Here is a 22,722-nt window from a genome sequence, read left to right as displayed (position 1 = left end):
TAAAAACGCCCTCTAGTTAGAGGGCTTTTTTATTTACATTAGCTTAATGCCTTGTTGGCCTTCAGGAGTAACCTTAAATATTTCTACTTCAAAGGTAATATTTTTCCCAGCTAATGGGTGATTAAAATCAATTTCTGTAATGTCATCATTAACTGATTTTACTACACCGAATAAGGTGGTTTTTGCCTTATCTTCAAATTCGATCATGTGACCAGGAATAGGGCGTTGTTCAAACTTAACTGTATCGAAAGTTTGAACATTTTCTGGATTCCACGGACCAAAAGCCTCTTCTGGTGGAAGGTGTACTGTACGGCGGTCACCAGCACGTAAACCGAATAATGCTTTTTCGAAACCTGGTAAAAGGTTTCCGTCACCAATAGTCAGACTAACTGGCTCTTCACGGCTACGTGTATTGTCAATTTCTACACCATTTTCGATAGCTACAGAAAAGTGTAGGTCGACTTTAGAGCCTTCTTGGATACGAATTTCTTCGTTAGGTTGAATAATTTCGGTCATATTATGCATCCGAATTTTGGTTACGTTGCTTCTCAAGGAAGAATGTATCAATGAGTAGCAAAATCGTACCTAGAGTGATGGCACTGTCCGCAATATTAAAAGCTGGAAAGTGATGATTTTGGTAATAAACATGAATGAAATCGACCACATAACCTAGGGTAATACGGTCAATTAAATTGCCTAAAGCTCCACCTAAAATTAAAGCGATGGCTACAGGTAGCACCACCATTTTTTTTGGCATACGCATTAACCAAAATACAAAAAGTACTGAAACTAAGCCCGCCAAAGATGTGAAGAAATAGCGCTGCCATCCTCCTGCATCAGATAAAAAGCTAAAAGCTGCACCATAGTTATGTAATAGTGTCCAGTTTAAAAATGGAAGTACAGGTACAGGATCTGCATAGTTTAGATGTGTACTCGCAATCCATTTTGTCCATTGATCCAATACAATGGCAAGGACTGAAAGTCCAAGCCAAATCAGATTATGTGGATAAAACTGGAATAAGCCTTTTTTAGCTTGTGAATTAGGCATATTTTCTCACTTCGCCACGACCAGTGACGTTCACAATACAACGACCACATAAACCAGGATGATCGGCATGTGTATTTACATCTGGAAGGACGTGCCAGCAACGTGCACATTTTTCACCTTCAGCTGCAGATATTTGTACACGTAAGCCTTCCATTTCAGTTGCTTCACCTTGCTCAGCAAATGGATGTACTACTACTTGCGAAGTAATAAGAACAAAACGGAGTTCATCAGCCAGTTGGTTTAAAACTGTTTGTAATGATTCACTTGCCCAAAGTTCAACTTTGGCTGAAAGATTACTGCCGACAAGTTTAGCGTTACGCGCTGCTTCAATCTGTTTATTTACTGCAGATTTTACGCTAATCAATGTTTGCCAATCTTCTTCAGAAAGCAAGTTTGCTTTTGATGAAACAGGTAAGTCATACCATTCTGAAGTAAATACATACTTTTCAGTTTGTTCTGGAATCAATGGCCAAGCTTCTTGAGCCGTAAAGCTTAAGATTGGGCTCATCCAACGGATAAATGCTTGAACAATATGATAAAGCGCTGTTTGTGCAGAACGACGTGCCTGAGAATCTGCTTTAGTGGTGTATTGACGGTCTTTGATAATATCTAGGTAGAAACCACCTAAGTCATTAATACAGAAGCTTGTTAACGCACTACACACCACATGGAAGTTCATTTCTTCATAGGCAGTGATAATAGTTTGTTGTACTTCATTCGCACGCTGCAAGATGTATTGATCTAGAGCGATAAGGTCATCTACGTCCAGAGCATCAGTACTTGGTTTGAAACCATTTAGGTTCGCAAGCAAGAAGCGTAGGGTATTACGAATACGGCGATAGCTATCACTTACACGGCTAAAGATTTCTTTCGATGCTGCGATTTCATAACGGTAGTCGCTAGACGCTACATATAGTCGTAAACCATCTGCACCAAGCTGTTTGATGATTTCTTCAAGCGGGATATAGTTGCCTAAAGATTTCGACAATTTACGACCGTTTTCGTCCACTGTAAAACCATGAGTTAACAAGGCTTTATATGGCGCACGATTGTGAATTGCCATAGATGTTAATAAAGAAGATTGGAACCAGCCACGGTGTTGGTCTGAACCCTCTAAATATAAGTCAGCAGGGCTTTCTAATTCATCACGTTGCTCAAGTACAGCGTAATGCGTTGTACCAGAGTCGAACCATACATCAAGTGTATCGCGAACAGCGTTATATTGTTCAGCATCTTCACCGATGAAGTCTTTTGCTTCACGTTTGAACCATGCTTCGATACCTTCTTCTTCGATCAGTTGAGCAACTTCTTCGATGAGTTCAGGTGTACGAGGGTGTAATTCGTTCGTATCTTTATGAACGAAGAATGGAATTGGAACACCCCAAGTACGTTGACGTGAAATACACCAGTCCGGACGACCTTCGATCATTGATTCAATACGGTTTTTACCCCAGTTCGGTACAAACTCGATATCATTTTCAATGGCATTAAGCGCACCTTCACGTAATCCTTTTTGATCCATGCTAATGAACCACTGTGGTGTAGCACGGAAAATAATTGGAGTCTTATGGCGCCAGCAGTGTGGGTAGCTATGTTTAATTGGCTGATGAGCCCATAAACGGCCTACAGCACCTAAAGCTTCAATAATCTTTGGATTAGCTTTATAGATGTGTTCACCAGCGTAGATTGGAGCAGTTGGTAAATAAACACCGTTACCACCTACTGGGTTATCTACTTTAAGGTTGTATTGAAGACCTACTTTATAGTCGTCTGCACCGTGGCCAGGCGCTGTATGTACGGCACCTGTACCGCTTGTTGCGATAACGTGTTCACCTAAAATAACCGGAACTTGACGATCAGTAAGTAAAGGGTGTTGTAGGGTAAGGTTTTCAAGAGCCGAACCAGTAAAATCAGCTAAAACAACTGGGTTTTCAAGCTTGTAACGCTCAATCGCTGAAGCAACTAAGTCTTTAGCAAGAATGAAGTTTTGCTTACCGCGCTCAGTTGTCACTTGCACCAATTGATATTCAATTTCGGCATGCAACGCAACGGCTTGGTTAGCTGGTAATGTCCATGGTGTAGTGGTCCAGATCACGATATCTGTCGGATCTTGAACTTCTACGTTTAAACGGACACTTAAATCTTTGAGATCGACAACGCCAAAACCAACGTCAATTGCGTCAGATTTTTTATCTTCGTATTCAACTTCTGCTTCAGCAAGAGCTGAACCGCAGTCCATACACCAGTTCACTGGCTTTAAACCTGGCTGGATATGGCCATTTTTCTGGATGAGACCAAGAGCACGAACAATATCAGCTTCTTGTTTATAATTCATGGTGAGATAAGGATTATCCCAATCACCTAAAATACCAAGACGTTTAAAGTCAGTACGTTGTAAATCAATTTGTTTTAGCGCGTATTCACGGCAAAGTTTACGGAAAGTTGCTGCGTCAACTTTTTCGCCCACTTTACCTACTTTTTCTTCGACTTTTAGTTCGATTGGTAAGCCATGACAGTCCCAACCCGGAACATATGGTGCATCAAAACCTGAAAGCGTACGGCTTTTTACAATAACGTCTTTGAGTACTTTATTGACTGCGTGGCCTAAGTGAATTGTACCGTTCGCATATGGAGGGCCATCATGCAAAATATATTTTTTCTTGCCAATACGCGATGCACGAATCTGCTGATAAATGTTGTCGGTATACCACTCTTCTAACCATTTCACTTCACGTACTGCCAAATTTGCTTTCATTGCAAATTGAGTATCCGGCAGGTTTAGCGTGGCTTTGTAGTCCACTGCATTCTCAGGAGTTTGCTTATCGCTCATGCAAGTTTTCTTCCAGTTTAATCAGCTTGGGAGCTGACATGTTTTACAATCAAAATTCGAATTAAAAAGGAAATTGTGTCGTGTCGTTACGGTATTGTCGTAACTGTTGCACGTCATTATCAATTCCAGCCTTAAGTGCTTCAAGCGAAGGGTAGTTCAATTCACCATGAAGATAGTGAAGAAAAGTCACCCGCATAAATAAGCCATACAGATTAGCAGAAACATCAGGGAAATGTACTTCTAATCTCCATTCTGGATGTTCTTGCTGAATGGCGGGACGTGTACCGACATGACCTGCGCCATAGAGGCTATTTTCATGATATCCGGCAATTCCCAGTTTCTCTGGTGTTTCTTGGCGCACTTTTTCAGTGAGAGAAGTCGTTTCGCAAATGACTTCAACGCCATAAATACCGTTTAAACAAGGTTTGTGGCGATTGAGTCGAACATTAATGGTTGGAAAATCAAGAGTTCGTCCAATCTGATCGCCATATTGGACACGTCCAGTAATACTGTACGGACGGCCTAATAATTTAGCTGCTAAAGCGAGATTACCCACTTGAAGTACTTGGCGAATACGGGTTGAACTGACGCGTTCACCTTCAAGTTCAATGGTATGTAAATTTGTGACTTGGAAGCCATAATCTTTTAAAAATTCACTGTTGCCTTGGCGGTCTTTACCGAAATGAAAGTCATCTCCTAAAACCAAAGACTGCGCATTTAATTTATCTTTTAATAAATCTGCAAAGGCAGATGCGCTCATGCTACGGAAATGTTCATCAAATTTAGCGACCGCAATATAATCAACGCCAAGTGCGGCTAGGTATTCAACTTTTTCCCGTAGTGAATTAATACGAGGAGGGGCATCGTAGCCTTTAAAGAACTCAAGAGGTTGTGGCTCAAAAATCATAACCAATGTTTTTAAGCCTTGTGCTGCAGCAATTTTTTTGAGTTGAGCAATCATCGCTTGGTGACCTAAATGGACACCATCAAAATTACCAATAGTTACCGCTGTTTGAGGTAACTGAAAATTGGGCGATAACGCATTAAGACGAAGCAGTTTCATGAACTTAAAATATGGCTATTTTTGCAAGGGCTATATATTGCCATAATCTCACAGATTCGTCTTGTTGTTGTGTTTTTACTCAGTTATTTTTCAACATGAATATTTGTATATTTAAAATACTGATGAATTAAATAAAAATAAATCAATTTTTCTTATTAATGGTTTGCTCTACTATATCTTTATCCACTCTTTGATTAGAGAACTAAGATGAAAAAACCCTTTTACCAATTAAATCATAGCAAAGATGTTATACGGCATTTTACTCCAAATTGGTTTACAGCGACTATGGGTACTGGCGTGGTGAGTATGATTTTAATCCAGCTGCCATTTGCTCAATCATTTTTATTCACGTTAGCAACTTGGTTATGGCAATTTAATATTGTCTTATTCAGCGTTTTTTCAGTTCTTTATTTATTGCGGTGGTTTCTTTTCCCTCATGAGGCGAAGCAAATTTTTAATCATCCAAATATGAGCTTGTTTTTAGGCGCTATTCCGATGGGGCTCGCTACCATACTAAATGGCTTTTTAAGCTTTGGTATCGGGCTTTACGGTGAAGTCGCAATCCATATCGCCCAAGCTTTATGGTACATCGATGTCTTTTTAGCGCTAGCAATTGCGTGGATTGTACCATTTTGCATGTTTAGCCGTCAGAACCATCAGCTACATACGATGACTGCAATCTGGCTTTTACCTGTGGTTGCTTGTGAAGTAGCGGCAAGTTCTGCCGGCATGTTGGTTGCACATTTACCAGCAGATGTACACAGCTTTCATTTATTAATGGCTGGCTATGTACTTTGGGGAATCTCTGTTTTACCAGCATTCGCTATTCTGACAATTTTAATGCTGCGTATGGCTTTGCATCAGCTACCTGAAAAAGAAGTCGCCATTTCTAGCTGGCTCTCTTTAGGCCCGATTGGTACAGGTGCATTAGGTTTATTGTTACTAGGGCAGCAGGCACAAAGAGTGGCGCCAAATGTAGGATTTGAACAATTTGCTAATGCCTTTCAAGCTTTAGGAGTTGTAGGTAGTCTCGTGCTTTTAGGTTTTGGGTTATGGTGGCTTGGTCTTGCGATTTTAACAACGCTCCGTCACGCAAAGACAGGTATTCCATTTAACTTGGGCTGGTGGGGCTTAACCTTTCCATTAGGTGTATTTATTCTAGCACTATTTAATTTAGGACATCAGGTTGAAATTGTATTCTTACAATACGTTGCTGTCGCATTGAGTATTCTGTTATTGACGATGTGGGGCGTTGTAATGAAGAAAACGCTAGCAGGAGCATATAGTGGTCAACTGTTTTTTTCTCCATGCTTAATCGCTTTACAACAAAAAGTGCAGTAATGATGAAAAGGTGCAAAAAGCTTTTGCACCTGATTTATACTTATTTTCTAACTTATTTAATTTTGATTTGAGCTTTTTGAATGAACACTGATATTGCTTTGATTATGGCACTTCCTAATGAATCTAAGGGTTTATTTGAACAAGCAGGTGTTGAAGTTCATTACAGTGGTATTGGTAAGATTAATGCTGCCTTTAAAGCATTTGAAGTTATTCAAAAAACAGGATGCAAAACTCTAATTAATTTAGGTTCGGCAGGAAGTTCGTCTTTTAATCGCCATGATTTGGTCGAGGTGAAGACTTTTGTACAACGGGATATGGATGTTTCACCGTTAGGTTTTGAAGTAGGTGTAACGCCGTTAGATGATCATTTGGCGGCAGAGATTCATCTTCAACCACATTTTATTGATTTGCCAAAAGCAGTTTGTGGAACTGGTGATTCATTTGAAACGGGTCAGCCAAAAGTAGCTTGTGATGTGGTTGACATGGAAGGCTATGCTTTAGCTAAAGTGTGCCACAAGTTAGGTGTACGATTAATCTCGGTGAAGTATATTACTGATGGGGCAGATGACACTGCGCATCTGGATTGGGAAGAAAATTTATTGTTAGGGGCCCAGAAACTCCTAGCACTTTATCAAAATCATTTCTAAAAAAAAGATCGGCAAATTTGCCGATCTTTTTTATTTTAGCGAGGTAATACGCCGTATAGCATCATATGTACCGTATGCTCAATCGAACGCTGGAACATACTGCGGTTACGAAGCGTTTTACCAGTCACCATTTCCATTTGAGTTGCAAAATCTGCATAGTTTTGCGTAAGGCCCCAAATATTTAAGATTAATAATTCTGGGTCGATATCTGGGGAAATCTTTCCTTCTTCTTGCCAAGTCTGAATGACTTTAGCTTTGCGTTTAAATAGCTTTTTCAAAGGCCCTTTCAGTATAGGCAAAATATGTGGAGCGCCTTGAATAATTTCTAGTGCAAACAATCTAGATGCTTTCGGTTGGCTACGAGACAGTTCGATTTTTTGAATTAAATAGTGAGATAAGGCTTCGGCTGGTTCTAATTCAGCTTCTAAAGTTTGTAAGGGGGCCAACCATTTTTGTAAAACGGTTGTGAGCACTTCTACATATAAAGACTCTTTATTTTCATAGTAATAGAAAATATTCGACTTATGCATGTCGGCGAGTTGGGCAATTTCATCCAGACTTGCTCCACTGAACCCATAGACTGAAAATACGTCAAGGGCCGCAGCAAGAAGCTGATTGCGCTTTTGGGTACTCTTTTTTTGTTCCATCTGCTGCATAATTAAAAAAATAATATTCCCATTGTAAGGGAAATTGTTTGATTTGTGCACAGGTGTCTTGCTTTTTTAATCAAAAAACGGCTAGTTATTTGTGTAATAGATATACTATTGTGCAAAAAATAGAGAGATTCACTAGTTTATTGTTATTCTTAAAAATATTTTTTAAATTTCGCCCTAAAAAAGAGCAATAAAACAGCAGTTTTATTGCTCGTAAATTGGGCAATTTTCGGTTGAACAGTTCTCATTACTCATCACAACCTTAAGTTGCCAAAACCGCATCGAGTACTTGTTGCTCAAGTTGAGCAAAAGTAATACTTTTTTTACGCGGGCGCGGCAAATTAACTTGGAAACTGTGAGCAATCTGGCCCTTATCTAATAAGATAATACGATCAGCTAATTGCACTGCTTCACTCACATCGTGTGTGACTAAAATTGCAGTAAAGCCTTGCTCCTTCCACAAGCGCTCAATCAAGCTTTGCATCTCAAGACGAGTTAACGCGTCTAATGCACCCAAAGGTTCGTCTAGCAACAATATGCGTGGAGTATGTGATAGTGCACGGGCTAGGGCAGTACGCTGACGTTGACCACCTGAAAGCTGGGAAGGCCATTGCCCAGATTTTTCTTTTAAACCTACTTTTTCTAGTAATTCTTCTGCTAAAGCATGTTGCGATTTTGGTAGCCCAAGTTGAACATTTTGAAGAATATTTCTCCAAGGAAGTAAACGAGGGTCTTGGAACATTACTCGAATATCATCGTTCGTAATGCCTTCACGTAAATGTCGGGCAGATTTAAATTTGATTTCCCCAAAGCTGGCTTTTTCAAGTTGAGCAATTAAACGTAGTAACGTACTTTTGCCACAACCACTTCGACCAACAATTGCTAAAAACTCACCCGGCTGGATGTGTAGGTCAAGATCTTCGAGGACCTTTACCTCACCATAAAATTTATAAAGTTGCTCAATCAGAATCTCTGCTCCTAATACAGGTTCTTGAGATTCTGTTGGTTCTTCCGGAATGAGCTGCACTTCATTCTGATTAATATTTAAATTCAGATTTGTCATGTTCTAAGCTCCCTTATTTCTGATATCCAGAGTGCCAACGTAGTAAATAGCGTTCTAAAAGCTGGGCTAAAACATCGGCCAGTTTGCCTAGTAAGGCGTAAAGAAGAATACCGACCAGAACTACATCTGTTTGTAAAAACTCACGTGCATTCATGGTCATATAACCAATACCTGCTTGAGCTGAAATGGTTTCAGCGACAATGAGTAATACCCAAACCAAACCTAAAGCAAAGCGTAGACCTACTAAAATAGAAGGCATTGCACCTGGCAAAATAATTTCTTTGTAAAGCTGCCAGCGAGAAAGGCCATAGCTTTTGCCCATCTCAATCAATTGAGGGTCAACTGATCGAATACCGTGATAGGTATTAATATAAATGGGGAAGAAAACACCTACGGCGACTAAAAATAATTTTGCTGTTTCATCAATCCCGAACCACAAGATGACGAGTGGGATAAGTGCTAAGGCTGGGATGTTACGAATCATTTGTAAGGTCGTATCGAGCAGGGTAGAGGCGAAACGCGAAGACCCGTTGAGTAGACCTAATAACAAACCTAAACCGCCACCAATCAACAACCCCAGTAAAGCACGCCCTGCACTCACTTTAACGTGCTGCCAAAGTTCTCCACTCACCAGTAGATGCCAAAAAGCGGAAACTACAGCAGTAGGTGCAGGTAAAATACGGCTTTCTAAAAGACCCGAACTTGAGGCAATTTGCCAAACAACCAATAGAAGAATAGGGAAAATCCAAGGCAGCAAACGCTGCCCGATTTGTTTTGTTCCACGTGAAACAACACTTTCAGCTTTGCTCATGCAGGCTCCTTGACGGAACTATTTTGCTTCTTCTCGTCTGGAACATAATTGTTGGCAATAATTTCACCGAATGGACCGGTTAAATTTGGCTGAGCAAGTTTAGCGCGAGTTTCAATTGGTAATAACGGGAATACTAACTCTGCAAAACGAATTGATTCTTCAAGGTGTGGATAGCCTGAGAAAATGAAAGTATCAATACCTAAATCAGCATATTCCTGAATACGAGCAGCAACTGTTTCAGGATCGCCTACAAGTGCTGTACCTGCACCACCACGAACTAAACCAATACCAGCCCAAAGGTTTGGAGATACTTCTAGTTTGTCTCGATTACCACCGTGGAGAGCCGCCATACGTTGTTGGCCTACAGAGTCCATTTGTGCAAATTTTTTCTGTGCGGCAGCAATAGTCGCATCATCAAGATATTGGATAAGCTCGTTCGCTGCTGCCCAAGCTTGTTCGTTGGTTTCACGAACAATCACATGCAAGCGAATACCATAAGTTAATTTACGGCCTTTAGCCTCAGCTTTGGCACGAACATGTTCGATCTTTTGTTTTACGGCTTCAGGTGGTTCACCCCACGTAAGGTAAGTATCGACTTGCTCAGCAGCCAAATCGACAGCGACGTCTGAAGAGCCACCGAACCAAAGTGGTGGGTAAGGCTTTTGAACAGGTGGGTAAAGTAGTTTTGCATCATCCACTTGTAAACGTTCACCGTGGAATGTAAAAGCTTCACCTGTATGTGAGCGTGTCAAAATCTCACGCCAGATTTTTACGTATTCATTGGCAGTTTGATAACGCGTTGAGTGATCTTCATATAAACCATCACCGCGTAATTCAGCCTCATCACCACCAGTCACTAAGTTGAGTAATACACGACCATTCGACAAACGGTCAAACGTTGCAGCCATACGAGCAGCTAAAGCTGGTGTGGTTACCCCTGGTCGTAATGCAACTAAAAATTTAAGGTGTTGAGTTGCATCAATTAGGCTAGCCGCCGTAATCCAAGGATCTTCACATGAACGACCTGTTGGAATAAGTACACCTTCGTAACCTAAATTATCTACTGCCACAGCAATTTGCTTCATATAGGCATGGTCAACCTGACGAGCGCCTTTACTTGTACCTAAATAGCGACTATCACCGTGGGTAGGAATAAACCAGAAAATTTTCATGTGCATTACCTATATATCTATTGAAATTACTTGGCGCCCCAAACAGCTTGTTTAATGCTGATTGGTTTAGGGATGATGCCTTGTTGAGTAAAGATGTCTGCGAGTTGCTGTTGCTCAGCAATCACTTTGCTGTTAAGAGGAGCGGCTGATGAAGGGCGCGGACGGCGTTTAATAAATAAATCACTGGTTGCAGGTTTAAGACCTGTACTTTGACCAATCGCACCTGCCGTTTCTGCTTGATGGCTTTGAACCCATTTATCGGCTTGATTGATTTGTTTGATGAGCCCTGAAACAGCTTTCGGATGTTGTTTAACAAAATTTGGAGCTGCTAAATAAAATGTATAGTTCGGGCTTAAGCCTTTACCCGATGCAAGAACACGAGCTTGGTCTTCTAGTTGTGCTGAAGCGAAGTAAGGATCCCAAATTGCCCATGCATCAACGGCACCTTTTTGAAATGCTGCGCGAGCATCGGCAGGGGTAAGCCAGATTGGCGTAATATCGCTCCAGTTTAGGCCTGCTTTACGTACGGCTTGTACCAGTAAGTAATGTGAACTCGAACCTTTTTGCAGTGCAATACGTTTGCCTTTAAGGTCTTTAAGCTGTTTGAGTTGCGAGTTTTTTGGAACTAGAATTGCCGATGCCAAGGGCTTAGCCGCTTCATAAGCAATATAATATAAAGGCTTGCCAGCCGCTTGAGCATAGACAGGAGGTGTATCTCCAGTAACGCCTACATCAAGTGAACCGACAGCTAAAGCTTCTAAAATTTGTGGACCAGCAGGGAACTCGTTCCAAGTAACTTTGGCATTTGGGAATTCTTGCTCAAATAGCTTTTGCTGTTTGGCAATTGCAAAGTTAATCGAGCTTTTTTGAAAACCAATACGAAGTTCTTTCACAGTTGGGTCAATTGCCCAAGCTGGTGCTGCGATTGTTAAGCCTAATAAAGTAATTGCACTGATGCGCTTAACCAATTGTGTCCACTGACTCTTAATAAATAATGACTGATGTTGCATATTGATATCCTTGTTCCCCTTGAGGTCAGGCACAGCATTTATATGATTATTTAAGCCGTGCCCAAGCTGGGTTTATTTCAGTTTTAAAATGGCATCTTGAATGGTGAGTTTGTTTGGAATGAGCTTTTGTGCATAAAAAGCATCAGCTACTTGTTGTTGTTCTTGTGCCACCTTGTCAGAGATTGGCTGAACTCCAAAACCCATACGTGAAATTGAAGTTTTGAGTACATCAAACTCAAGTGCGGTAGGTTTTTCGAGTAACTTGGCAGCTTCATCCTGATGTGAACTTACCCACTCAGTGGTCTGATTAAGAGTCTGTACAACAGTGTTGAGTACTTTCGGATTATTTTCTGCAAATTTACGGTCAGCTAAATAGAACTGATGATTACTCACCAAGTTTTCGCCTGTTGCTAAAACTCGCGCCTGAATTTGATGTTCAGCCGCTGCAAAGAACGGGTCCCAAATCACCCATGCATCTACAGCACCTTTTTCAAAGGCAGCACGAGCGTCTGATGGCGGTAAATAAACTGGTTGAATATCACTTAAGCTTAAGTTGTTGGCTTCTAAAACTTTTAACAATAGGTAATGAACATTCGAGCCTTTATTAAGAGCAACACGTTTGCCCTTTAAATCTTTAATAGATTGGATTGGAGAGTCTTTTTGTACCAATAGTGCTTCAGCTTTTGGCGCAGCAGGTTGGTTTGCGACATAGACTAAATTTGGATTGGCAGCCTGAGCAAAGATCGGTGGCGCTTCACCTGCTTCACCGAGTGAAACACTTCCTACGTTTAAACCTTCAAGCAATTGAGGGCCAGCAGGGAACTCAACCCATTTCACTTGCACGCCTTGTTCTTTTAATGCTTTTTCTAAGTCACCACGAGCCTTTAAAATAGGAAGAATCCCATATTTTTGATAGCCGATATTTAAGGTTGTGGTGGCTTGTTCCTCTTTTTTGGCACAACCACTTAACATCATCACTCCTGCAAGGCTGGCCGCGATGACTGAATATTTTGCCCATGAAGTGGTGTTGAAAAGTGCCATGAGATTTCGTGCTCCCCGAAAGAGAAAAAGAAAAAAATAATTGGATGAGCAGATACCCTAAATGGATTTTTATTTCAGAAAAAATAAGTATTCGGTCTTTATTTATGCAAAAAAAAGCTAAACACAATAGGCTATAAACTTATGCGAAAAAAAGATTTATCTAATAGAAATATATTTAATGAATTTTGATTAAGTTGATGTAAATAAAATAAAAAATATTAAAACCTTAAAAAATTTAGATTTAAAAAAAAGTACAACCATAAATTAATCGTGTTTACGGTTGTACTTTTTGAACTAAGCTTATCTGAAATAAGAATATCTTAAAATTAGCAAAGGCTAAGGAAGCAGTTTCTTAAAGACTAAAGAATTTCTTTGATAGTTATAGAGTGCCTGACGAGCATTTGGTAAGTCATCAACACTCACCTGATGGAAACCGTGCTCTAAGAACCAGTGGGCGGTACGGGTGGTTAAAACAAATAATTGACGGATACCTTGTTCTTTTGCCTTTTCTTCAAGGAATTGCAAAATCTGGCTACCACGGTTCGATTTACGATAACTTGGGTGTACTGCGACGCAGGCAATTTCTGCTGAACGTGTTTCATTAAATTCTGTTGGAATTGGATAAAGTGCAGCACACGCTAGAATCGTACCATCGCGCTCAATAACAGCGAACTGGCTAATCTCTTGCTCTAAACGTTCACGCGAACGATAAACTAATATACCTTCTTCTTCTAATGGACGTAATAAATTCATTAAACCGCCCACATCTTGAATGTTGGCCATGCGAACTTCTTCATAATGTGCATCGGTAATCATGGTACCGATACCATCTCGAGTAAATAACTCTTCGAGAAGGGCGCCATCATAGGCATAAGAGATAAGATGAACGCGGTGTACGCCTGATAAAGATGCTTTTTTTGCCTGTTGCAAATGCAAAGTGAGTGTTGGGCTAATGGTTTGGTATTGTTGAATATAGTAGTCCAGTTGATGTGGGCTTAATTCACGTAATATTTGCTCATCTTCATTCAGCAATCCTTGTTGCTCACCTAGAAAAATGAGTTTATCTGCTTTTAAATAAGTTGCAGTTTTGGTCGCAACTTCTTCTGCTCGCAAGTTAAACACCTCACCTGTAGTGGAGTAACCTGTTGGCCCTAGCAGTACAATATTATGATTATCGAGGTGTCGATCAATCGCATCTGTATCGATAGAACGAACTTCACCTGTAAGCTGGAAATCTATGCCATCACGAATGCCATAAGGTTTAGCAGTCACAAAATTACCTGACACCACATCTATGCGAGCGCCGTACATTGGCGAGTTTGCTAAGCCCATAGAAAGCAATGCTTCGATTTCTAGGCGGATAGAACCTACAGCACTCATGACACAGCTTAAAGATTCGCGTGTGGTAATACGGCTGTTGTCATAAAAAGGAGTTTCGATTCCTTTTTCTTTAAGATTTTGATTAATTTGCGGACGCGCACCGTACACGAGAATTAAGCGAATACCAAGAGAGTGCAATAAAGCAATGTCGTGAATGATATGTTCGAAATTAGGATGACGGACTGCTTCACCACCAAACATCAATACAAAAGTTTTATCGCGGTGAGCATTAATGTAGGGCGCTGAGTGTCGAAACCAGTGTACATAATGCTGGGTGTTATTATGCGACTTACTTACAGGCTTACTTGACATACCGATCTCGAATCAACAGCAAAAAGATATAAAGATGATTCTAAACAAAAAAGATTAAAGCCGCATGTTTTCGATAAAAAAACACCCAAATTGAAATTTGGGTGCTTAAAAAGTTTTAAATTAGTAAACCACTCTAATGATTTTATGACTTTGTTCATTCACCAGTACATAATTTCCATTCACTTTATACCATTTTTGGTAACGACCTGGTTTAGTCAATTTTTGATGTTGACGATAGTCGATCACGTAACGTGAATGTCGATACTCATGCGGTACAACCTGACCTACTCGCCATGCATTGTGATGATCATCTTTTTTAATCACTTTAACTGTTTTTACTTCATGGTTTTGGTAATTGCCATGATGATTATGATCGTTTGGTGCTGCCATGGCTGTTGTTGCAACTAAACCACTAAGAGAAAGAACAATCGCTGTTGTTAATTTTTTCATTGTAAACCTCGAATGATGAGTTAAATTTCAATAATTAAAGATTAGTGAACAATTGCAGATAAATCGTGGAGGCCAAGAAGAATAAATGTGAAAACTCTCTATGAAATAAGAAGAAATTAAGAAAATACATCATTTAAGAATATAAAAAATAAAAAAGGATAAAACCCAGAGGCTTTATCCTTTTTATTCAGCGATAGCGAGGGTCTATCGCCTTAAAAACCACGAATACTCACAATGCTATTAGAATCTGTGTCGACTAAAATATAGTCATTGTTGATTTTGTACCATTGCTGATTACGGCCTGGTTTTGGCAAGTTACTGTCTTTATAGTCGACTTTATAGCCATTACCACGATAGTGCTGTGGCATAACATAGCCAGGCTGCCAGCGATGTTGTTTTAAGCGCTCAAAGCCACGCTCTTCGCGCATACGGCGTTCGTCACGGATACGATCATCATCATGATCACGTCCAAATCCTGGCCCACGATCATTCCACTCACCACGTGGACCTCCACCTTTAGGACCTTTGGGGCCATGGCCTCGGTCAAAAGGAGGATCAGCAAAGCTCGCCATACTTGTGGTTAGTACGGTTATGCAAAGGGCTAAGATGGTGAACAACTTTTTCATGATGCATCCTCGTTTACATCTGATGTCTCTCATGTTGAATACTCTACGCGCAAAATGCAGAGAAACTGTGAAGATCATTTAATGGTTCAATTAAAATTACGGATAGATCAAGGGTTTTTATCAATAATAAAAAAGGCTTGTATATCTTTTCAGGTATAGGCAAGCCAGATTTGATGATTGGCCGTAATTTAATTTAGCTTTTTCATCTTTAACTTTTTAATCCTGCGCATCAATACTTTGACCATTGAGTGCCAAGCTGTCTTCACCCATTAAATAGAGGTAAGCAGGCAAGATTGACTCAGGTGTAGGTAATGTCTTCGGATCTTCTTGTGGGTAGGCTTTCGCACGCATTGCAGTACGTGTTGCGCCTGGGTTAATGCAATTAAAGCGGATATTTGGATAAGTATTCTCCGCTGCAAAAATTTTACTCACTGCTTCAATTGCAATTTTTGAGACAGAATATGCGCCCCACAAAGCACGTGCTTCACGGCCTACACCCGAGCTGGTAAATACAACAGAGGCATTTTCTGACTTTTGCAAAAGTGGTAATAGAGCTTGAGTGAGGGCAAAAGGAGCACGTAAGTTAACTGCCATTACGTCATCCCATACTTCTGTTGGGTAATGTGCTAGTTCTACACGTTCACCCAAAATACCCGCATTATGCAAAATACCGTCTAGATGCCCAAACTGCTTTTCGAGCGTATCGACTAAAAAATCATAATCACGGTCAGAGGCACTTGAAAGCTGTAGCGGTAAAATCGCGGGTTGCGGTGCACCGAGACTTTCAATTTCATCATAAATCACTTCAAGTTTATTTAAGGTTCTACCATGTAGGACAACGGTTGCACCATGTAGGGCATAACTTAGAGCCGCAGCTCGCCCAATTCCATCACCAGCACCGGTAATTAAAATAATTCGATCTTTGAGTAGATCCGGACGAGGTTGGTATTCTGAATATTTCATTGGTAAACCTCCTTCTTTTTATATTGATAAAACGAATAGCCGTTAAAAAAGTCTATAAAACTCTGATGTTAACTTATCATACGCTGATTTTCCTGTAGAGCAGGAAGCTTTTGACGTAACATATCGTGTAATTCTGTCACTGTATTTACAATCGAATCGGCCTGCCATGATGCTAAATCATCACGGTGTTCGATAGGTAAATAGCCATAAGCTGCCAATATGGTATACATATCGGCATTGCGACCAGCATCAATATCACGTGGGTGGTCGCCCACATAAATAATTTGATCTGCTGGGATATTTAACTGTTTAGCAGCCAAATACATTGGTTCAGGATCTGGTTTGGTTTTACTGACATCTTCAGGGCATACCAGAACCGCACAGCGTTCTGTTAGATTTAACTTTTCTAAAAGAGATTCACTTAATCCGCGTGGTTTGTTGGTCACAATACCCCATGGGATTTGTGCAGCTTCTAACTCTTCTAAGAGTGGATACATGCCTTCAAACAGATCTGTATCGACCACAATATTATTGCCGTACAGATCTAAAAAGTTTTGACGATGTGCCAAGAATATTGGGTTGGCCACATCTAGCTCTGGATAGACCAATTTCACCATCGCACGTGCACCTTCAGACACCTGAGTGCGAATAAGATCGGCTTCTACAACAGGGCGTCTTGCATCACGGCACATTTGCTGAATAATACGAATGAAATCTGCAGCTGTATCGATAAGCGTACCGTCTAAATCAAATAAAACAGCTTTCATCATGCACCTGTATTAATCGTATGAACCATATAGTTAACGTCAACATTTGGCGCTAACCAGTAATGCTTGGTCAGTGGGTTGTAATGTAGTCCAGTCATTTCTTTTAAGGTAAGACCTGCATTACGAATATCATGTGCCATTTCAGATGGTCGAATAAATTTATGATAATCATGCGTACCTTTTGGCAACATGCGTAGGACGTACTCTGCACCAATAATGGCAAATAAATAAGATTTTGGGTTACGGTTAATGGTAGAGAAGAACACATGGCCGCCCGGTTTAACCAGAGCCTGACAAGCTTTTACAATAGATGCTGGATCTGGAACGTGTTCCATCATTTCCATACAAGTCACCACGTCATATTGACCTGCTTGTTCTTGTGCTAATTCTTCTACAGGAATTTGACGATATTCAATATTTTGAACATTTTCTTGCTGAGCATGTAAACGGCCGACAGCTAGAGGTGCTTCACCCATATCAATGCCTAATACATCTGCACCACGACGTGCCATACTTTCGGCCAAGATGCCGCCACCACAGCCGACATCAAGTACTTTTTTACCAGCGAGACCGCCTGCACGTTCATCAATCCAGTTAAGACGTAGTGGATTGATCTGGTGAAGTGGGCGAAATTCAGAATGTTGATCCCACCATTTGGCAGCAAGTGCTTCAAACTTTGCGATTTCTTGTAAATCAACATTCAATTGCGACATGGTGCTACCTCTAAACTTGAGTTATCTTTTTGGATGTAGTTCGCCGTTAGTGTAGCGATTATTGGGAAAAAAGCGATAAACCCAATAAAAAACTTCACAGAAGCAAAACGAATTTAGCATATTTGTTTTATATTTAGGGCATAAGCTAATGCATAACAACTTAGAGGAAAAGCTGTAGCAATGAAAAAATTGGTTTTGGGTGGTTTGAGTGCAGCAATTATGGCCGTATCGGGTGGTGCAATGGCAGCAGATTTTGTTGCTGGTAAAGACTACACCGTGATTGCCAATCCAGGCAAAGTGGAAGTCCCGGGGAAAATCGAAGTTCGAGAGTTCTTTTGGTATGGATGCCCACACTGTTTTAAACTTGAACCGCATATGCAAACGTGGTTAAAACAGATTCCTAAAGATGTACGTTTTGTACGTACACCTGCTGCAATGAATAAAATGTGGGAACAAGGGGCACGTACGTACTATACATCTGAGGCATTAGGTGTACGTAAACGCACGCATTTACCACTATTCCATGCGATTCAGGTGAACGGTCAACAAATTTTTGATCAGGCTTCTGCTGCGAAATTCTTTACTCGTTATGGCGTACCTGAGCAGAAATTTAATAGTACTTATAACTCGTTTGCTGTGACGGCAAAAGTTGCTGAGTCAAATAAACTTGCTCAACAATACCAATTAACAGGCGTACCTGCAGTGGTCGTGAATGGTAAATATGTTGTGCAGGGTGAAGATGGTAAAGTTACTCAAGTTCTTAATTATTTAATTGAGAAAGAACGTAAAGCAAAATAAGTTGTTTAGGCTTTACTTCAAAAATGGGCTTCATACGAAGCCCATTTTTATATTTAATTTATCGTTAATTATCACGAAATAATTCAATTAATTTTTCTGGTTTTCATCTTCAATTTGAAAATTTAAAACGTCAAAATTAGCGGTTTGAGTCGGCAGTGATAATGCTTGATTAATATATAAATTAATTAATTTTTGGCGAGAACCAATCGAACGCTGATAATAAGTAGAATTTAAAAGTAGTGATGCACCATAAGTCAGTGACCAGATATAAGACAAATAATCACGAATCGACATGTCATAATTTAATGATTTTAAATACTTTTCGGTAATATCTTTAATTGCCAAAATACGCTGCTGTCGAATTTCATACAGCTCTTCGAAAAGATGCTTCAACTTAGACTCTGTCATCGTCAGATTTTCTTCAAGTTGATGCAATAGAATCGTTTTACCTGGTGCAAGTAAATGATGAAGCATGTAATGAGGAGCATATTCTTTGAAATCTGTATTATATTTTTTAGAAATTTCTAAAATTTGCTTTTCATTTTGAATAATGAGCTCAAGTAGAAGCTCATTTTTACTTCTAAAATGCTTATAAAGTGTGCCTTTAGCAATATCTAGCTCGGCCACTAACTCATCTAGAGTAATTTCCTGATTGTTTTCTAATAACAATTTTTCTGCCACGCTCAGAATTTTTTCTTTACGCATCAAAAACTGTGTATGACGATCAAGATTCATAGGTATTCCCACACCAGTTTGGCCTAACTAATAGTTTACTTCCTGTAAAAAAGAAAAAGACTTTTCTCGAAATTTTTAGCCTTTTTCTTTCTCTCTTTACGTATTACCACATAACCTGTTTTTTGTCATTTGCCGCTTCTATCGTTCCCAGTTTGCAATCCCTCTAAAGAGTAAGCGAACTTGTGTAGAAGCATTTTCAATAAAGGCAGTTTGTTGCAGCTTGAGCTGTTCACCTTGATATTGTTTCGATAGGTTGAGCCACGTCATTGCCCATGTAAATGACATATTAGTCAAAATGGTAGATAAGACATTTAGGTCTTGAGGATTTTGAATATGTTTAAAATTTTCGAGTTTAGTAAGATCAGTTGTGAGATCTTCAATCAGAAATTCAATTTCTCTGGCAATTGCTGCACGAACCGTTTCTGAGCCGCCCCAACGTTCAGCAATCATAAATTGCCATTGCTTAGGGCTATGATTCACCGCCTGCACAAATAGCTCAATACTGGTTTGGGTTTTAGCAGATTTATGTTGTAAATAACTTTGACCTAATTGATGTAAAACGCTTTTTAAATGTAGGGCAACTTGGTCAACCAGTTCCTTGCCGAGCTCATCCATGTCCTGAAAATGACGGTAGAACGCTGTCGGTACTAAACCTACTTCACGTGCAACTTCACGCAAACTGATACTACTGAACGAACGCCCAGACGTGCTTAGATGCAAGGCTGCATCGAGAAGTGCCTGACGACTTTGCTGTTTTCGTTCATCCCGTATCGACATTAAAAGAACCTATTTAAACCGTGAGCCAAAGTCTAACAAAAAAGAGCAAACTTTCATAAAAAAAATAGTGAACAAGTGTTGACTGAGTGAACAGTTATAAATATAGTGTACATATGTTCACTATACGAACATGTGTTCACTCAAATAAATAGCCAGATACAAAAGAGGAACGTATGAACGCAACACTTAGTTATCAGCCACATTGGGTTCGAGAAGATTTCGTTGATTTTGTCTTGCAGAAAATTAACGTGACTTGGGCGTGGAAAAGAGTACTTGCAGAAGTTACTGCAGTTCAGCCACTACATACCGATATGGTGCTCATTAGACTTAAACCAAATCGTAATTTTAATTTCGATCAGGTTCGAGCGGGTCAAAGTATTTTGCTGACTTTGCTTATCGATGGCGTTTACCAACAACGTAGTTATTCAATTATTGAAGTGACTACTCAGGGTGAAATCGCTTTAGGTATTAAAGTACAAGGTTTGGTGTCTCGTGCAGCTCAACTATTACATGTCGGAGAGTGTGTTGAGATTTCACAACCACAAGGTGATTTTATTTTGCACCAAGGTCAGCATCCTGCGATTTTGATTGCGTCAGGAAGCGGTATAACTGCAATTTATTCACTCTTGCAGCAAGCTTTAAAACAGCAACTTGAACAAATTCATGTCATTTATTTTAATCGTGCGGAAATTTTTCATACTGAATTAAAAGCTTTGGCAGAACAGCACCCGCAGCTTCAATATCATTTTTTTAATACTACCGAGCAAAAGCAGCATTTAACTGAAAGCCTACTACAAAAGCTTGTTCCTGACTTTGAGCAGACAGCAACTTATGTTTGTGGTCATCATGGCATGATGCAGCAAGCCAATGAAATTTATGCACAAAAAGGTGCTCAGTCGCAGCTTCATCAAGAGTATTTTCAGCCACTTCAAGTGACTGGTACACATATAGCACAGCCTGTTATTTTCCGCCGTGCTCAACACGAGTTTTTAGCTGAAACAAATTTACTGAGCAGTGCAGAGCAAGCTGGTTTACGCCCACAACATGGTTGCCGTATGGGTGTCTGCAATAAATGCAGCTGTACCAAGGTAAGCGGAGTTACTCAAAACCTATTAACTGGTGAAATTGAAGATCAACCGAACCGCCCAATTAAACTATGCGTGAGCCAGGCATTAAGCCCAGTCACAATTGATCTATAAAAAGAATTAAAGAGGATTAACCCTATGAATATGGCATTAGAATTTTCTACTGTTTCTAAATCTGCTCATTTAACACCTGAACAGACTGAAGAGTTTGGCCGCCGTGTTGAGCAGATTCGTCAAGACGTGATGCAAAGCCTTGGTGAACAAGACGCGAAATATATCTACAAAGTGCGTAATTTTGTTCGCTACACCGAAATCGCTTCACGTGGCATGTTGATGTTTGGTGGTTGGATTCCGCCAGTCTGGCTACTAGGCACAGGCTTATTAGGTATTTCTAAAATTGTAGAAAATATGGAACTTGGTCATAACGTCATGCACGGTCAGTTTGACTGGTTAAATGAACCAAGCCTGAACGGTAATACTTACGATTGGGATACCATTGCCTCTGGTGATGACTGGCGTGAAACACATAACTATGTGCACCACACCTATACCAATATTGTCGGTAAAGACCATGATGTCGGTTATGGCATTTTGCGAGTAAGTGATCAACAGAAGTGGGAACCCCGCCATCTGTTTAATATTCCCCTCGGTCTACAGTTAATGTTTTTCTTTGAGTGGTATGTAGGTGTACAAAACTTACATCTTGAAGATGCATTAGTTTATAAAACCAAGAGCTGGAAACAGGTGTGGAAAGATTCGGCTAAAGTCCGTAAAAAAGCCACACGCCAAGTTTTAAAAGACTATGTGTTTTTCCCTGTGATCTCTGGCCCTATGTTTTTACCGGTTTTTGCAGGAAATGTAGTTGCGAATATTATTCGTAATTTGTGGTCATCTGCGGTGATTTTTAATGGTCACTTTACTGAAGATGCAGAAACGTTTGAGCCTGATAATACAGATACTGAAACTAAGGCAGAGTGGTACTTACGCCAGATTCGTGGTTCAAGTAATTTTAGTGGTACAGAATGGCTGCATTTTATGAGTGGTAACTTAAGCCATCAAATTGAACACCATTTATTTCCAGATATGCCAGCTAACCGCTATAAAGATGTAGCCCCGAAAATTAAGGTACTTTGCGTAGAATATGGCATTAATTACAATGAAGCGAACTTTATGCGCCAGTTCTGGAGTGTATGGGTACGTTTAGCGAAATGTTCACTGCCAAACCATACCACTGGAAAAGTGATGCAGACATTAGAAAAGTTAAAAGCAAAATTTAAATTTGCATAATCTCAGTTAATTCAAAATAGCTCCTTTTTAGGGGCTATTTTTATTTTTGAGTTATGAAACTTGCAGACTTACATTTGAAAGTAGGGAATAAACTCAACCTGTCAAAATCCTTTGCTATACTATGCCCAAGTTTGTATTTAAGAGAAGTTA

23 protein-coding genes are annotated in these 22,722 nt (G+C 40.0%); 5 read left to right on the top strand and 18 right to left on the bottom strand.

The annotated features are described in order from the left end of the window. Positions 1-33: 33 nt before the first annotated feature. The 4 genes from HMPREF0013_RS23100 to ribF form a co-directional block, all read right to left on the bottom strand. Positions 34-516 (bottom strand): FKBP-type peptidyl-prolyl cis-trans isomerase, encoded by a 483-nt coding sequence (locus HMPREF0013_RS23100; RefSeq protein ID WP_014208021.1) that lies wholly within the window; start codon positions 514-516, stop codon positions 34-36. Between the two features lies 1 nt (position 517). Further along, complete coding sequence (lspA, locus tag HMPREF0013_RS23095; RefSeq protein ID WP_005804840.1) at positions 518-1,048, bottom strand: signal peptidase II; 531 nt, start codon at positions 1,046-1,048, stop codon at positions 518-520. Further along, complete coding sequence (gene ileS / locus HMPREF0013_RS23090; protein WP_005804839.1) at positions 1,041-3,878, bottom strand: isoleucine--tRNA ligase; 2,838 nt, start codon at positions 3,876-3,878, stop codon at positions 1,041-1,043. Before ileS ends, lspA begins: the two co-directional genes overlap by 8 nt. 61 nt (positions 3,879-3,939) lie before the next feature. Further along, positions 3,940-4,941 (bottom strand): bifunctional riboflavin kinase/FAD synthetase, encoded by a 1,002-nt coding sequence (ribF, locus tag HMPREF0013_RS23085; protein ID WP_005804838.1) that lies wholly within the window; start codon positions 4,939-4,941, stop codon positions 3,940-3,942. A gap of 207 nt (positions 4,942-5,148) precedes the next feature. On the opposite strand from ribF, the gene HMPREF0013_RS23080 reads away from it, so the two are divergent. Both HMPREF0013_RS23080 and HMPREF0013_RS23075 read left to right on the top strand, forming a co-directional pair. After that, positions 5,149-6,282, top strand: coding sequence for a TDT family transporter (locus HMPREF0013_RS23080; protein WP_005804837.1), 1,134 nt, complete (start codon positions 5,149-5,151; stop codon positions 6,280-6,282). A gap of 80 nt (positions 6,283-6,362) precedes the next feature. Continuing rightward, on the top strand, positions 6,363-6,929 hold the full coding sequence (locus HMPREF0013_RS23075; RefSeq protein ID WP_005804836.1) for a 5'-nucleosidase: 567 nt from the start codon (positions 6,363-6,365) through the stop codon (positions 6,927-6,929). 35 nt (positions 6,930-6,964) lie between these two features. Here the strand turns inward: HMPREF0013_RS23075 and HMPREF0013_RS23070 are convergent, their stop codons facing one another. The 12 genes from HMPREF0013_RS23070 to ubiG all read right to left on the bottom strand — a co-directional run bounded on the left by HMPREF0013_RS23070 (position 6,965) and on the right by ubiG (position 17,890). After that, positions 6,965-7,585, bottom strand: a complete 621-nt coding sequence (locus tag HMPREF0013_RS23070; protein WP_005071782.1) for a TetR/AcrR family transcriptional regulator — start codon at positions 7,583-7,585, stop codon at positions 6,965-6,967. 259 nt (positions 7,586-7,844) lie between these two features. Beyond that, entirely contained in the window at positions 7,845-8,645 is an 801-nt protein-coding gene (locus HMPREF0013_RS23065; RefSeq protein ID WP_005804835.1) for an ABC transporter ATP-binding protein, read from the bottom strand. A gap of 13 nt (positions 8,646-8,658) precedes the next feature. Next, on the bottom strand, positions 8,659-9,456 hold the full coding sequence (gene ssuC, locus HMPREF0013_RS23060; RefSeq protein ID WP_002120785.1) for an aliphatic sulfonate ABC transporter permease SsuC: 798 nt from the start codon (positions 9,454-9,456) through the stop codon (positions 8,659-8,661). After that, positions 9,453-10,628, bottom strand: coding sequence for an FMNH2-dependent alkanesulfonate monooxygenase (gene ssuD, locus HMPREF0013_RS23055; protein ID WP_005071784.1), 1,176 nt, complete (start codon positions 10,626-10,628; stop codon positions 9,453-9,455). The genes ssuC and ssuD overlap by 4 nt, the downstream gene beginning before the upstream one ends. A gap of 26 nt (positions 10,629-10,654) precedes the next feature. Then, positions 10,655-11,638, bottom strand: a complete 984-nt coding sequence (locus tag HMPREF0013_RS23050) for a sulfonate ABC transporter substrate-binding protein (protein ID WP_005804833.1) — start codon at positions 11,636-11,638, stop codon at positions 10,655-10,657. 72 nt (positions 11,639-11,710) lie between these two features. After that, positions 11,711-12,679, bottom strand: a complete 969-nt coding sequence (locus HMPREF0013_RS23045) for a sulfonate ABC transporter substrate-binding protein (protein WP_005804832.1) — start codon at positions 12,677-12,679, stop codon at positions 11,711-11,713. Positions 12,680-13,015: 336 nt separating this feature from the next. Continuing rightward, on the bottom strand, positions 13,016-14,371 hold the full coding sequence (gene argA, locus HMPREF0013_RS23040; RefSeq protein WP_005804831.1) for an amino-acid N-acetyltransferase: 1,356 nt from the start codon (positions 14,369-14,371) through the stop codon (positions 13,016-13,018). A gap of 120 nt (positions 14,372-14,491) precedes the next feature. Next, positions 14,492-14,821: an RcnB family protein gene (locus tag HMPREF0013_RS23035; RefSeq protein WP_005804830.1), complete on the bottom strand. Its 330-nt coding sequence runs from the start codon at positions 14,819-14,821 to the stop codon at positions 14,492-14,494. A 212-nt stretch (positions 14,822-15,033) separates the two neighbouring features. Continuing rightward, positions 15,034-15,447 carry an RcnB family protein gene (locus tag HMPREF0013_RS23030; protein WP_005071792.1) on the bottom strand — a complete coding sequence of 138 codons (414 nt, stop codon included), beginning with the start codon at positions 15,445-15,447 and terminating at the stop codon, positions 15,034-15,036. A gap of 216 nt (positions 15,448-15,663) precedes the next feature. Next, positions 15,664-16,410 (bottom strand): YciK family oxidoreductase, encoded by a 747-nt coding sequence (locus tag HMPREF0013_RS23025; RefSeq protein WP_005804828.1) that lies wholly within the window; start codon positions 16,408-16,410, stop codon positions 15,664-15,666. Positions 16,411-16,478: 68 nt separating this feature from the next. Next, on the bottom strand, positions 16,479-17,180 hold the full coding sequence (locus HMPREF0013_RS23020) for an HAD family hydrolase (protein WP_005804827.1): 702 nt from the start codon (positions 17,178-17,180) through the stop codon (positions 16,479-16,481). Further along, the gene (ubiG, locus tag HMPREF0013_RS23015) at positions 17,177-17,890 is read right to left on the bottom strand and encodes a bifunctional 2-polyprenyl-6-hydroxyphenol methylase/3-demethylubiquinol 3-O-methyltransferase UbiG (RefSeq protein ID WP_005804826.1); all 714 of its coding nucleotides are present in this window, start codon (positions 17,888-17,890) and stop codon (positions 17,177-17,179) included. Before ubiG ends, HMPREF0013_RS23020 begins: the two co-directional genes overlap by 4 nt. Before the next feature lie 180 nt (positions 17,891-18,070). On the opposite strand from ubiG, the gene HMPREF0013_RS23010 reads away from it, so the two are divergent. Next, positions 18,071-18,688, top strand: coding sequence for a thiol:disulfide interchange protein DsbA/DsbL (locus HMPREF0013_RS23010; RefSeq protein WP_005804825.1), 618 nt, complete (start codon positions 18,071-18,073; stop codon positions 18,686-18,688). Positions 18,689-18,775: 87 nt separating this feature from the next. Here HMPREF0013_RS23010 and HMPREF0013_RS23005 read toward each other — a convergent pair whose 3' ends face one another. Together HMPREF0013_RS23005 and HMPREF0013_RS23000 are read right to left on the bottom strand one after the other, a co-directional pair. Further along, positions 18,776-19,423, bottom strand: coding sequence for a TetR/AcrR family transcriptional regulator (locus tag HMPREF0013_RS23005; RefSeq protein WP_025464204.1), 648 nt, complete (start codon positions 19,421-19,423; stop codon positions 18,776-18,778). 138 nt (positions 19,424-19,561) lie between these two features. Next, complete coding sequence (locus HMPREF0013_RS23000) at positions 19,562-20,200, bottom strand: TetR family transcriptional regulator (protein WP_002120796.1); 639 nt, start codon at positions 20,198-20,200, stop codon at positions 19,562-19,564. 173 nt (positions 20,201-20,373) lie between these two features. Here HMPREF0013_RS23000 and HMPREF0013_RS22995 point away from each other — a divergent pair, with 173 nt between their 5' ends. Further along, the gene (locus tag HMPREF0013_RS22995) at positions 20,374-21,399 is read left to right on the top strand and encodes a ferredoxin reductase (RefSeq protein ID WP_005804823.1); all 1,026 of its coding nucleotides are present in this window, start codon (positions 20,374-20,376) and stop codon (positions 21,397-21,399) included. 30 nt (positions 21,400-21,429) lie between these two features. Continuing rightward, positions 21,430-22,572 carry a fatty acid desaturase family protein gene (locus HMPREF0013_RS22990; RefSeq protein ID WP_079377709.1) on the top strand — a complete coding sequence of 381 codons (1,143 nt, stop codon included), beginning with the start codon at positions 21,430-21,432 and terminating at the stop codon, positions 22,570-22,572. Positions 22,573-22,722: the final 150 nt, after the last annotated feature.

This window comes from Acinetobacter sp. SH024, from assembly GCF_000163635.1.
Lineage (GTDB): Bacteria > Pseudomonadota > Gammaproteobacteria > Pseudomonadales > Moraxellaceae > Acinetobacter > Acinetobacter pittii.
This window is presented reverse-complemented; position numbering and strand designations above follow the sequence as displayed.